The following is a 12,570-nucleotide window of genomic DNA, read 5'->3' on the forward strand; positions in this document are numbered from 1 at the left end:
AGTGATCATTCTGGTGGATGGACTGCACTATTTTTCAGCGTTACCCACCAGAGTTCAACAGATAAATGACGAAGCTGTAGACCATCAGTTTACTCAAGGTTGAGATATCCAAGTTTGTCTAGCTGGCTCTTAAAGTCATCAAGCTGTTGCACCAAAAATGTCAGAGCCTGTGAGATGGCGTCCGGGTTTGGCGCATTTTCGCGACACAGGGTATCTAATTGATTACATATGCTCACAATGTCATCTTGATGAATAAAACTAAATGGGCCTTTGAGCCTATGTATGGTTTCGGATAGTAACAGCCAATCCCCATTCTGCCGGTGAAGTTGTGCTTCGAGCCGATCGGCCAACGTACTTTGCCAAAGTGACTGTAAGAATATCGCGACTGCAGATTGCTGATTTGCTAAAGCTTCCAGTAAACGTTGTTGTAAACCTTGGTCTAAAGAAAGTTCAGTGCCGGGATTAAGTGGGGATAGACAAAACTGCGGCAATATCTCGGCCCATTTCACCAGACCGATAGGCTTACGTAAACAAAGATCCATCCCCGCAGCGATTGCCTCGTCAAATATTTCAGGTTCTACAAAAGCAGTTAAACCAACGATCGGGACTCTGGTTTCTCCCTGTGTGACTTCACGCTGGCGTATTTTTTCTGCCAACGTCATTCCTGACATTACTGGCATAGCGACATCTGTGATTATTAAGGAAAATTTATTATTAGCCATCAATTCCAGAGCGTGAATCCCGTCATTTGCAGTCGTGACGTTGGCACCGAGTTGCTGCAATTGAGTAGATAGCAATATTCTATTCGCAGAATGATCGTCAACGATGAGTATAGGGGGAGACTCCGGCAATGATTGCACCGAAGTGGCTGCGTCAATTGGCAAAGCGTTCTCAACGGGTTGCACCGGAGGAAATGTGACACAGACCTGCAGTTGTGTACCTTTACCCAGCTCGCTGTTCAACGTAATGTAACCTGCCATCATATCCAATAGGCGTCTGCTAATGGTTAAACCTAAACCGGTGCCTCCGGCATACCTTGCAGCTTCCTCAATCTGAGTAAATGGCGAGAACAATCTTGGAATGTCCGATATTGCAATCCCTACGCCCGTATCACTAACTTCGAATGTTACCGTTATGGAATCGCTATCAGGTTTTCTATTGGCCGTGCATTGGAAGGTAATCTTTCCTTGCCGGGTAAATTTCACCGCATTGGACAGCAGATTGGCCAAGATCTGACGCAGTCGCAAAGGATCCGCCAGTAGCCAACAATCTGTCGCATCCCCGCTGAGCTGCAAAATAAAATCGAGACCTTTACTCTTGGCCATAGGAGAAAACATCCGTTCTAACAATCCAAGCTGTTCAGACAGACAGACAGGTTGTGGTTGTAAAACCATTTTATCCGCTTCAATCTTGGATAAATCCAGAAGGTCGTCAATAAGCATTAATAAATGTTGCGAAGATTCATTGGCAATCGTCAATTCATTGCGCTGTTGCAGCGCTAATTCATTACTGTGTAGCTGCAATTCCAACATACCAATGATCACGTTCAACGGGGTACGAATTTCGTGACTTATCGTAGACAGGAAAGTTGACTTGGCACGATTCGCCTTGTCGGCGAGTTCCTTAGCCTGGCGCAGCGCTGTCTCAAGACGTGTACGTTCGCTGATGTCCAGCCAACCACTTAACATACCCGCAATATCGCCAAGGCTGTTATAGAAAGGAATGCTCCAGGTATATAAATGACTGGTTTCATGTTCGGTAGTAAAACTCAAGTCTTTAAAACAGGCTTTTCCGGTATCCTTCGATTGATAATAGATCTCTCTGAGTTGAGTGAAGAAATGGGGATGCTCATTAAGTATGAAGAGAGTGGGTTCATCAGCATCGGAGGCTGGGATTTGCAATAGCTCCATAAAAGCTGGATTGCCTGATTCTATTTGAAAATCAGCTTTCACGACAAACATTGCTAATGGTAAGTTATCAAACAGTACTCGTTGAAAAGACAGTTCATCCAGTAATTTTATTTCCGTGCTTTTTCTTTTTTTTACCTGTACCCACAATAGCTTAACCCAGAACAAAGAGAGTAAAATAATAATAAAAACAATAGTGGCACCTACAAGGAATTTATTTTGATTCCAAAGGAATGGTTTCTCTGGGAAAGGTGAGTTGGCATCATACTGTTGTTTGAATTCAAAGTAATTAGTTGGCAATCCCAGTATCACTTTGTTCATTATACTCAGAAACTCAGGTTGGCCTTTAGCGACACCTATACTGTAAGGAATATAGCTAGGGGTGGGTAATGCGGGCCCATCAATCACCAATTCATTCTGGTAGTTATGTGAAATCTCGTAACTTGCAAGAGTAAAATCAGCGACGACCGCATCGACATTACCTTGGGTTAATAGGTTTAAAGCATCTGATGTTTTTGATTGTAATGTCATATTGACCGGAAAAGACTTGAATTCCTCTAGTAATGCGCGCTTGGGTGATGCTGTTAACGCAATAATCTTTCCCTTTAAGGCTGCCATACTCTCAAAGTGTGGCCCTTCTTTACGTGAGATGATGACTAGCACTGAATAGTTGTAGGGGATAGTTAGCGACAGTAAGTCAGGTTTATCTTTAGGCATTTTATAGATATAAGGTATAAATGTGCTATTCCCTTGTTGAATATCAGTGAACAACTCTTGTTGTGTGCGCCTTAACCGGCCCTGAAAAACGACACCAATACGCTGACCTAGATCATTAAGTTTTTCAGCAGCAAAGCCTGCGGGCGTACCTGTAGTTGAGGAAAAAGATAACGGTGTCTCATCATTGGTGATACTATAAAATATTATCGGGTGAGATTTTATCCAATCTTGTTCATCCTGATTGAAAATAATCTTTTGTTCCGATTTTTTTGCATCCCTGAATAGGTAACTCTCAGGTTTTAGGAGGGAAGGTGAATAGCTTGACAAACAACACTCTTTTATCAATTTGGATGCTGGGAAGGAGGCGGTTACCGTTTCAATTTTAGTTAATGGATATTTTTTTAAGGTTTCGATAGCCGCGACCCTAAAAGAAGTACTAACACTAAAAATAGATAAAAACATAAAAATAAAATTTATTTTAGCGTTATTCATAAAATATCTCCTTATGAAACTCTATAATGAATCAACCTCCATTGATTAAGCCATGAAGTATAGCGAATGAAGCCATCTCAACAGAACTATTAAGGTTAAGTTTTTTCTTTATATTTAGTTTGTGAGTGCTAACCGTTTTTTCACTTATATTTAATGCCTGTGCAATACCTATGTTACTCTGCCCTTTGGCTAGAGCAATGAAAATAGTGAGTTCTCGATGTGTCAATCTATTAACTATGTCGCCAGTGTCAGAGTTCTTAACTTCTTTACTCCATTGAGAATTCGAAGGAAAACAGTTATATCCAGCAAGTACTGAACGTACCATGCTCAATATTTCCTCCGTGGTGCAACTCTTACTGATATATCCATTACACCCTATTGCGGCTAGTTTTTCAGCGTAAATACGCGGATCATGACTTGAAAAAATTAATATCTTTGAGTTTTCGGCATGATTTTTAATATTGAAAACAAGCTCGAGACCGTTGGTGCCAGGTAGGATTAAGTCAAGTATAATTAGGTCAGGCTTTAGCTTTTTGACAGCTAATATACCTTCTTGGCCATTACTTGCCTCACCAATAACATCAATATTATTTTCTGTTGACAGGATAGTTCTAAGTGCAAAACGTACTGATGGGTGATCCTCAATAATAACGACTGACTTATTCAACTGAACGTCAAGGGCCATGATACCACTCCAAAATCATATATAATAAAACCGACTTATTGACTTAATTTAAGCATTATAATTTCCAATGGTTATTATCATTATAGTTCATTTATAGAATTATGCTGTTTTTTTAAGTAAATGATATCATTTTGGCCCAGCGTAGCAAAAATCTAATGCGATTAGCGGAATTTTATAGTTACTTAATCTGTTACCACCCTCGTTTTGTAACAAGAAATGTAGAGCGGATGTACAGAATATGCTCCGTTCTTCTCCAAAAAAAAACTAAATTTAATGGGGTTGTGAAAGTTATCTAGAATGATTTCAGGAAGAGCGTTAGTTTATTTCAAATGTCATCTTATTAGCTGTTTAAATCATGTTTTTATCTTCTGGCTGACTTGTTTAATATGAAAGAAGCCAACAGTTCAGATCATATGCAAATGTGAGAGTGTTCTAACACCTAGTTTTTTTAGAGCATTTTCTTGCTGAGTGTAAACTGTTTTTATGCTCACTGCTAACAGTCGGCTCAGATTGTAGACATCTATTCCCTGAAGTCTATAGCTTAAAACGCTTGCCTCTTTATAGCTCAATTTACACATTTTAGGAAGGTTTGATATAACGTGTCCTTTAACTATGCTTTTAATGTAATTTTCGTCTACTTTGCAGGATAGGAATGAAGAAAATAAATTCGTATTTAGCAATCCATTTCTATCATAGGGGAGTATATATGCACGACAACAAAAATAATCTAGCATCACTAATATAGACATTGTAAAATTAAAGCCGCCAGCGGCTATCATAAATACGTCATCTTCCATTATAAAACCATTTTTATGTGAATTCATCATCATTCTAATGGTAATGAGTTTAACTGAAATTCCGTATTCCTTTTCTACTAAATCATTTAAACCAGCATGGAAAAACATATCTTCTGAAAATAAATAAATATTCAAGTTATCCACCTAAAATTATAAATTAAAAATACCCGATTATTGACGCTCATTGATTTCTTGTACCTCAGAGCAAGATTTAACATTAAAAATCAATAAGTTTAAAATTATAACTCGTTAAACATATAGGTAAGTTTGTTAGTTCCACACCTTAACATAATGAAATCTATTCACATTGATTTTTTGCAGTGCTAAATACTTCAATAAACATCCATTTAAAGTGATTTTTTAAAATTAAGTATGGATGGATTGAAAATTGGAACCGATAAAAGACTCTTCAACGTTCCCTGGAGGGGAGGGGGTATGCTCAAGGGAAAAATTAGATAAAATATACTAATGGTACCGAAAATAGTGTTATCTATTGTATATTTAACACCTATTTCATGGGTGTCCCCTCAAGCTATAATGTGGGCTCATACAACTCTCGTTATGTCTGACTTGCAGTCGTGAGATTATAGCTGTAAAGACCATTTAGGTCGTCGTCATCTTACCCCTATAGTGACCCCATCACCCTTTCCTACAGTACAACTACTGAACTTAGGAAGTTCCCAGTAATTTACCAAACTATTGCTTCTGACTATGACTGACAACCCAGTGTTTTACGTTCAATTTTTATTATCATCAGATCATAATCGATTCTTATTATCCCTACTTATGATACTGAGGTAAATATCAATTGGGTATATATTTTATTATTTAACAAAAAATGGCATTTTAATTCTGCAAATCAATTTAGGCGTGGTAATTAATTTCATTTATTTAACTAAAACAGCATAATATATCAATAGGCATAGGACAAAGCAAATGTTGATAGGTACACGCTGCAAGTATATGAAATTAGTTTTAATTGTAAGTGGTATGTTAAAAATAGGCCGTAATAGCCAAATTAATCTCTCGTTAAGCTATAACGAGCGCTTCAATATATATAGTCGTGAAAATAGATAGGTAGTAGACGGAGGGGGTTAGCCGCTGACATGAAAGTGCATATCACTCTTATGAAGGTGATATCACGTGGTCTTTAAGTTGGGTGGGTTAACATGAAGAAAATCAGACAGCTGTTTTTGCCGCTATCAGCAATACTCGCTCAACCGATGTGAGAACTTCGACTACCTGGCCTGCGATTGCCACAAAAGGCACTACCCACCAATAGGTTGTTACTCCGTTTGGCAGTTTTCAGGTCTACTACGCTGGCTGCATCAAGGGTTTTAGCCACCGGAAAAATCAGCTTGATTGTGGCTATAGCAGGGCTAAAACATTTACCGTCTTGAAATAAACTGACCGTTAAGACGGGGGGATTGGCATCGTTGACCAATTAGGAGACTTCTTTGCCCTGATCGAAGGCATTACCGACAATGGCCCGGTTTACATACTGAAACTACCATGATTTATAACGCCTAAACTTACCTTACCATCTGTATCTGAGTAGATAAATGCTCCTATTTTCAGTCAGCGTCAGGTAAAACCGGCGTTGCAATGCCATCTGTATCCTATATCGAACGGGTGCACGGTATAAATTGGAACATGATATAGCTTTATTTACAAATACGAATGCTTATCAATTAATATGAATGCAATAGAGATATGTGTATAAATATAACAAAAACAATAGGATGGTATATTTCAGGGCGTTGTTCTGAGCAAAAAATAAGTAAAATCCTAGAAAAATTCAGGAAAAGGCTTACCCCAAAATGGGTGATTCATATCTATACACAAATAGGAAAAGATAACTATTATAGTCAGGCATTCAAGGCTAAGTGTGTTCTGCTTTGTCGGGGTGTTGAGTTATTAATATTCCCTAGTTCGCTAAGGAATGACTCAAATGATATGATCTAGTCATAGATTATAGGGAAACTTACTTCTTAAATGGTATTTTAAATGAAAAAAATTGCATTAGCATTATCATTCCTCTTGGCTGGTGCCTCCCATTTAGCAAGTGCTGCGGATGGCCAAGTTAATTTCACCGGTAATATCACTGCAAGCACCTGTTCAATTAATGGTGGCGTTGCGGCTCCGCAATTAGTCAATCTGGGCAATGTTCCGGCATCATCCCTGATGACTTCTGGACAGACTGCAGGCGCGAAAAACTTCGCAATAGAATTGACAGGCTGTACAGGGGGTAACACCGCGGTTGCCGCTCATTTCGAGTCTCTGACGTTGGGTAACCCGGCTGGCCGCTTGAATCTGGATGCTACCTCAGAAGCCAGTAATGTTGAAATCGCGCTCTATGACAGCATGGGTGCTTTGCAGCCTGTCAACGGTGTTATTCCGGCACAAACCTTCGTTACGCTGACTGGCGGTAATGCGACACTGAACTATGTTGCAGCCTATTACGCTACCGGTGAGGCTGAGGTAGGGACTGCAAATTCTGAAGTATCTTACACTCTGTCATACCAGTAAGTTAGCTAAATTATTATATAGAGGGGGGTACCCCTCTATTCATTTTTAATTTTCACAAGACGAATATGAATAAATTAAATCCCTATATCATCTTGGTATTGGCATTAAGTAACTATGTCAGTTATGCATCCGCTAGTGTTATTATACACGGCACGCGTGTGGTTTTTCCTAGCGATAAACAGGAGGTTTCACTGCGCATTGAAAATGACAATTCATTGCCAGTGCTAGTTCAAGCATGGGTTGATGATGGTCATTCAGCCATGTCGGCAAAAATGCCTAAAACACCGTTTGCTATTACACCGCCAATGTTTCGTATGGAACCTAAGCAGGGACAGTCATTACGTATAATTTATAATGGCAGCATATCGGTAAAAGATAGAGAGTCTGTATTTTGGGTTAATGTCTTTGAAATACCGCCAACAGACGCCAATAATAAAGAAAATAGTTTACAGTTGGCATTCAGAAGTAGGATAAAACTATTTTATCGCCCAGCAGAACTGGCAACACCAAAAACGGATGAGCTGGCTAAACAGATGCAGTGTACTGGCAACAAAGAGACACCGCAGATGCTGACGCTCAGTTGTAAAAATACATCGCCTTACTATCTGTCTTTTTCTCAGGTTGATGTCATGGTGAATAATAAGCCCGTGTCGGTTTCATTACAACGTTTTGGCATGATCGCACCATTCGGGTCCTTGAGTACCAAGGTTAAAGTGCCAGAAAGTACATTGCCTATAAAACTGAACTACCTTCTCATTAACGATCAAGGTGGTGCAAAGGAATACACTGAAACACTTTTATAACCTGCTTTGAATTACATAAGGACGACATTCTCTCTATGGACCAGATAAATGAAGCGAATACCAGGAATTCAACGTCTAAAGTTGCTCTGGTATTATTGTTAGCCAATATAACTCTGGTGGGGGCAGCCTGGGGTGCTGATGCATCTGTGATACCGCAGGATAGTTCCAAGGGGCAGGCGTACTTATATAACACTAGTTTCTTAGTGGGATCAGAAAAGGTCGATGTTGCTCGTTTTGCATATGGTAATGATATTACACCAGGTAGTTACAGCATGTCTATTCTGGTTAATAAAAAGCTTGTGGGTAAGGTTAACCTACTCATAAAAGATATTGAAAATAAAAAAGTTGTCTGTCTGAGTAAAGAGCTAATAAGATTGCTGGATCTTAAAGTTGAAAATGTGCCGCTTGATTCAGACTCCGGCAGCTGTGTGTTACTCAACTCACTGATACCTACTGCCAGTTATATCATAAACATGCCAGACTTGGCTGTGGATTTTTCGATCCCGCAGGTTTACTTGCAACGTGAATCTCAAGGGGACGTCAGTCAAGCATTGTGGGATGCGGGTATTAACGCGGGCTTTATTAATTATAATGCAAACTATTATGAGTCCCGTATTAATGGTAATCAACAGGCACTTACTAATTCTAACTTTTTCACCTTACTCAATAGTGGCGTGAACTTGGGTTTGTGGCAACTGAGAAATAATTCCAACTATAGCAGCAGCAATAACGGTATTAGTAAATGGACAACGCTGAACAGTTATCTGCAACGCCCATTACCAGCCTTTAAGGGTATGTTGGTAGCCGGTGAATACAATACATCCGGACAATACTTCGATAGCTTGAGCTTTCGTGGCATCCAACTTGCTTCCGATGACCGTATGCTGCCTGCTTCACAGCAGGGATTTGCACCGGTAGTTCGTGGCGTAGCGCGTACCAATGCACTGGTACAAGTAAGTCAGCGAGGAGTTTTGCTAAATAAAACTACCGTTGCTCCTGGCGCTTTTGCGATCGATGATCTTTATCCTACTGGATATGGCGGTGAACTGGATGTGGTTGTTACTGAAACGGATGGGACGGTACAGACATTTTCAGTACCTTACTCTTCGGTAGCATCATTATTACGGGACAATAGCTCCCGTTATGCTGTGACCTTTGGTCAGTTGAATAACCAAATTTTACGTAGCAAGCCTACATTTTTGCAAGCACTCTATTCCCGTGGGGTATCTAATAATGTAACGGCCTATGTAGGGAGTCAGTTCGCTGAAAATTATCAGTCTGCTGTAGTAGGTTCTGCATTCAATACCCGTCTTGGCGCACTGGGGGTTGATATTACAGGCTCATCGACAGACCTGCCATCGGGTAACAGCCGAGGTTGGAGTGTTAAAGCCTCTCATAGCAAGTATTTGGAAATTAGCCAAACGTTTTTATCATTAGCGACCTATCGCTATTCTGATAAGGGTTATTATGGTTTCAATGAGGCAGCACAGCAGCGTGAGCTGGATTATAGTCATGTTCTGCGCCAGAAAGGGCGCTTTGAACTGGCAATCAGTCAACAAGTTTTAGATTACGGTAGTCTGTTTATTTCTGGTTCTATCCTATCCTATTGGGATAGGCCTGGCTCATCGAGCAATTATCAGGCAGGATATTCATTTTTAGTTAAGAATATTAATGTCGGCACTTCTATTTCGCGAGTAAGCAATAATTCAGGCGAAAGCGAAAATCAATATATGCTGACATTAAGTATCCCCTTTGGTAGTGAACGTTATGGATATCATAGTGTTACCACTAGCCTTAACACGAATAGCGAAGGCTTGTCGCAAACCACGCTGGGTCTTAATGGCTCATTGGGGCAGGATAACTCTCTGTCTTATGGAATGTCAGGCAGTACTGATTCCCACAATCAAAGCTCTGTGTCTGGCAATATGGCTAAAAATCACTCCATGGGGCAGGCATCAGTGTCAGCCAGTCAGGGACGAAATTTCCGGCAATATGCCTTGGGGATGTCCGGGTCTGCGGTTGTTCATTCAGGTGGGCTGACTTTGGGGCAATATGCTGCAGATGCCATGGCATTGGTAGAGGCAAAAGATGCCGCAGGTGCCAGAGTGGAAAATATTTCAGGCGTCACTATTGACCGTTTCGGTTATGCGATTGTGCCTTATCTCAGTGCTTATCGCAATAACACTATTAATATCGATCCACAAGGCATGCCTGAAAATACAGAGCTTTTAAGCAGTGGTAGCAAAGTTGTGCCCTATAGTGGCGCAATCGTCAAAGTTAAATTCGATACCCGTTCAGGAAATAAGGCGTTCATCGAAAGTACGACACCTGATGGTGAACCTTTACCTATGGGAGCAATGGTTGTGGATGAGAAGGGTAATAATGTCGGTATGGTTGGTCAGGGTGGCGTACTGTATGCCAGTGGCTTGAATGATGATGGCCTGCTGCTTGTCTCTTGGCGCTCCGATTTAACCGGCCAGTGCCGTATTCGCTATCATTTTGCCAAAGAGAAAACGACTGACAAAACTCATGGGATGCGCCAATTATCCCTGCCATGTACACCTATGAAATAAGCTGCCAGAGAACAAAAATGAAACTATTTCTAGTAAATATTATCCGTAATGAACGGGCGATAGGAGTATTCCTTATCACCCTGTTATCTGGCCTGTTACCGCAACAGGCACTGGCCGTTCGTGCCTGTGTCTGGACTCCGGGTATTCCAGTAATGAGTCCCTACGTAGAAATACCCTCAGCAAACGGTATTGTCGCTGTAAATGATGGTAAATATCCCAGCCCGACGAATAGCACTTATGCTACGCCATCATCGAACAGCGGCAGTGCTGCATGGAGCATGACCTGTACAGCACCCGTGCAGGTCACTCCGGTGTTACAAACACACTTGATTCCAGATACCCGGTTTACCAATAAGGGTTATCCGAATATGCAGCAGACCACCGCCTATGGTAATGGTAACTATTACTATTCTGCAGAAATGTGGTACAACAGCCCGGCCGGGGATAAGGTCTGGTTTACCGGTGCCGCAGGTACTAATACTCTGGGTGCACCTTTTATCCTGGCTGCCAACGCAACACCTACCAACCCGGTGGTGATCCGTATGCAGGATTTTGGGATCCAGAATGTGGGTTTTCAGGGGTATCAAACGGCTAACGCCGTAGCCGGTTCGTTTACTTGGGGAACAGGTGGTCTCCTGCACTATATGCGATTTCGGATGGTTAATTATACCAGTTCGGATAAAACCGCTTATGATGACTTTTATTTTAACTTATATGTTGACCATGTGAATTTTTCGGTCCGTACCTGCGGTATTGTTTCCAGCGATCTGTATAAAACAGTCAATATGGGTAACCGGATTTCCTCTGAATTTTCCAGTCAGAATGTGGGGGCGACCACGACACCGATATCATTCCGAATTGGCCTGCGTTGCTTGCCGAAAACCGCAGTCACTTATCGAGTTAATGCCGGTCAGGCTGATACCATCAATGATCCTAGTAATACGCTTGGCTTGATTGCATTCAGTGGCAGTAATGTGGCAAAAGGGTTTGCACTTCAGCTTAAATCATTACCTTTTGGGCCGTCTGGTGGGCAATACCAACCCGTTAAATTTGGCGTAGCAAACACCTCGTCTGCACTTGCCGTAGGTGATGCTGTGGGTAGTGTGACCTCAGATGTTATTCGGTTCACGGCTAACTATTACAGGACAGCAAATGCGCAGAGTTCCAGCAGTGGAACTGCAAATGCAACGGCAACTATTGATATCAATTATCAATAGAGGATTTCAGTTAATTTGCTGTCCCTTAAAAAGTGGCTATTAAAATTTAATGAGTCCTTTCTTCAAGTAGCGGTTTCTTTATGGATACTATAAATAAAGTCATTAGGCCATCAGTTTATATTATTGACGAGCATCCTATAGTTCGTGATTCTCTAGCGACATTAATCAGTAGTCGCTTGGGTATGCGAGTTATTGTCAGTCCTGAAAATAACTTAGATCTCCTTGTGGAGATAGTAAAAGAAAAACCGGGATTAATTATTCTGGATGTCAATATGTCAACTATGAAGGTGATTTCTAGTTTAAAAAGAGAGTGCAAGAATACCAAGATATTAGTTTATTCTGGAAGTAATGAGGGGGTTTATTCGCGCAGGGTTTCACAGATGGGGGCTAATGGTTTCATTTCCAGAAAACACTCATTTGAAGTGTTGTTGAATGCAATTAATTTAATTGTTAACGACATTAACTGCTTTCCAAGTTACAGTGATCATAGTGATGGCGTTCAGTTGGGTGTTTTTAGTCAGCTTTCAAAGCGAGAGGTTTCTATTGCTATTGCCTTGGCTAAAGGTCTTAAAAACCATGAGATTTCAAAGTTTTTTAATATCAGTGCAAAAACAGTAAGTTCTCACAAGAGAAATATATTAGGAAAGTTGAATATTCATAGCGTAATCGACCTTGTTGGTTTGCTTGAAGTAAATAACATTATCGACTGAATGCTGATTTTTACAAGTATATACTGCATGGTCAACATGTTTATTATATTTTGTTTTCCTATTTCATTTTGGTTATTTTTGTAATGATTACGTTGTAAAGATGTCTGTTATGGATAACACGTAAAAACTTAAGGATTTAA

Annotated in this window: 8 protein-coding genes; 5 read left to right on the forward strand and 3 right to left on the reverse strand. The window is 40.6% G+C overall.

Translation table 11 applies throughout. The annotated features are described in order from the left end of the window. Positions 1 to 89 precede the first annotated feature (89 nt). The 3 genes from KGP21_RS03045 to KGP21_RS03055 form a co-directional block, all read right to left on the reverse strand. Complete coding sequence (locus tag KGP21_RS03045) at positions 90 to 3,116, reverse strand: ATP-binding protein (protein ID WP_223537186.1); 3,027 nt, start codon at positions 3,114 to 3,116, stop codon at positions 90 to 92. Between the two features lie 31 nt (positions 3,117 to 3,147). Next, the gene (locus tag KGP21_RS03050; RefSeq protein WP_223498772.1) at positions 3,148 to 3,801 is read right to left on the reverse strand and encodes a response regulator transcription factor; all 654 of its coding nucleotides are present in this window, start codon (positions 3,799 to 3,801) and stop codon (positions 3,148 to 3,150) included. A 404-nt stretch (positions 3,802 to 4,205) separates the two neighbouring features. Beyond that, the gene (locus KGP21_RS03055; RefSeq protein ID WP_223498773.1) at positions 4,206 to 4,733 is read right to left on the reverse strand and encodes a LuxR C-terminal-related transcriptional regulator; all 528 of its coding nucleotides are present in this window, start codon (positions 4,731 to 4,733) and stop codon (positions 4,206 to 4,208) included. 1,872 nt (positions 4,734 to 6,605) lie between these two features. On the opposite strand from KGP21_RS03055, the gene KGP21_RS03060 reads away from it, so the two are divergent. The 5 genes from KGP21_RS03060 (at position 6,606) to KGP21_RS03080 (ending at position 12,430) form a co-directional block, all read left to right on the forward strand. Further along, positions 6,606 to 7,127: a fimbrial protein gene (locus KGP21_RS03060; protein WP_223498774.1), complete on the forward strand. Its 522-nt coding sequence runs from the start codon at positions 6,606 to 6,608 to the stop codon at positions 7,125 to 7,127. A gap of 65 nt (positions 7,128 to 7,192) precedes the next feature. After that, positions 7,193 to 7,930 carry a molecular chaperone gene (locus KGP21_RS03065; protein ID WP_223537188.1) on the forward strand — a complete coding sequence of 246 codons (738 nt, stop codon included), beginning with the start codon at positions 7,193 to 7,195 and terminating at the stop codon, positions 7,928 to 7,930. A gap of 35 nt (positions 7,931 to 7,965) precedes the next feature. Next, positions 7,966 to 10,503, forward strand: coding sequence for a fimbria/pilus outer membrane usher protein (locus tag KGP21_RS03070; protein WP_223498776.1), 2,538 nt, complete (start codon positions 7,966 to 7,968; stop codon positions 10,501 to 10,503). 17 nt (positions 10,504 to 10,520) lie between these two features. Then, positions 10,521 to 11,720 carry a fimbrial protein gene (locus KGP21_RS03075; protein ID WP_223537190.1) on the forward strand — a complete coding sequence of 400 codons (1,200 nt, stop codon included), beginning with the start codon at positions 10,521 to 10,523 and terminating at the stop codon, positions 11,718 to 11,720. An 80-nt stretch (positions 11,721 to 11,800) separates the two neighbouring features. Continuing rightward, complete coding sequence (locus KGP21_RS03080) at positions 11,801 to 12,430, forward strand: response regulator transcription factor (RefSeq protein WP_223498778.1); 630 nt, start codon at positions 11,801 to 11,803, stop codon at positions 12,428 to 12,430. Positions 12,431 to 12,570: the final 140 nt, after the last annotated feature.

Source organism: Serratia sp. JSRIV004, assembly GCF_019968705.1.
GTDB lineage: Bacteria > Pseudomonadota > Gammaproteobacteria > Enterobacterales > Enterobacteriaceae > Chania > Chania fonticola_B.

Excerpts from the sequence above, each read along its gene's own strand:
- KGP21_RS03045 (WP_223537186.1), bottom strand. The coding sequence starts at position 3,116 with ATGAATAACGCTAAAATAAATTTTATTTTTATGTTTTTATCTATTTTT.
- KGP21_RS03070 (WP_223498776.1), top strand. The coding sequence starts at position 7,966 with ATGGACCAGATAAATGAAGCGAATACCAGGAATTCAACGTCTAAAGTT.
- KGP21_RS03050 (WP_223498772.1), bottom strand. The coding sequence starts at position 3,801 with ATGGCCCTTGACGTTCAGTTGAATAAGTCAGTCGTTATTATTGAGGAT.
- KGP21_RS03060 (WP_223498774.1), top strand. The coding sequence starts at position 6,606 with ATGAAAAAAATTGCATTAGCATTATCATTCCTCTTGGCTGGTGCCTCC.
- KGP21_RS03065 (WP_223537188.1), top strand. The coding sequence starts at position 7,193 with ATGAATAAATTAAATCCCTATATCATCTTGGTATTGGCATTAAGTAAC.
- KGP21_RS03075 (WP_223537190.1), top strand. The coding sequence starts at position 10,521 with ATGAAACTATTTCTAGTAAATATTATCCGTAATGAACGGGCGATAGGA.
- KGP21_RS03080 (WP_223498778.1), top strand. The coding sequence starts at position 11,801 with ATGGATACTATAAATAAAGTCATTAGGCCATCAGTTTATATTATTGAC.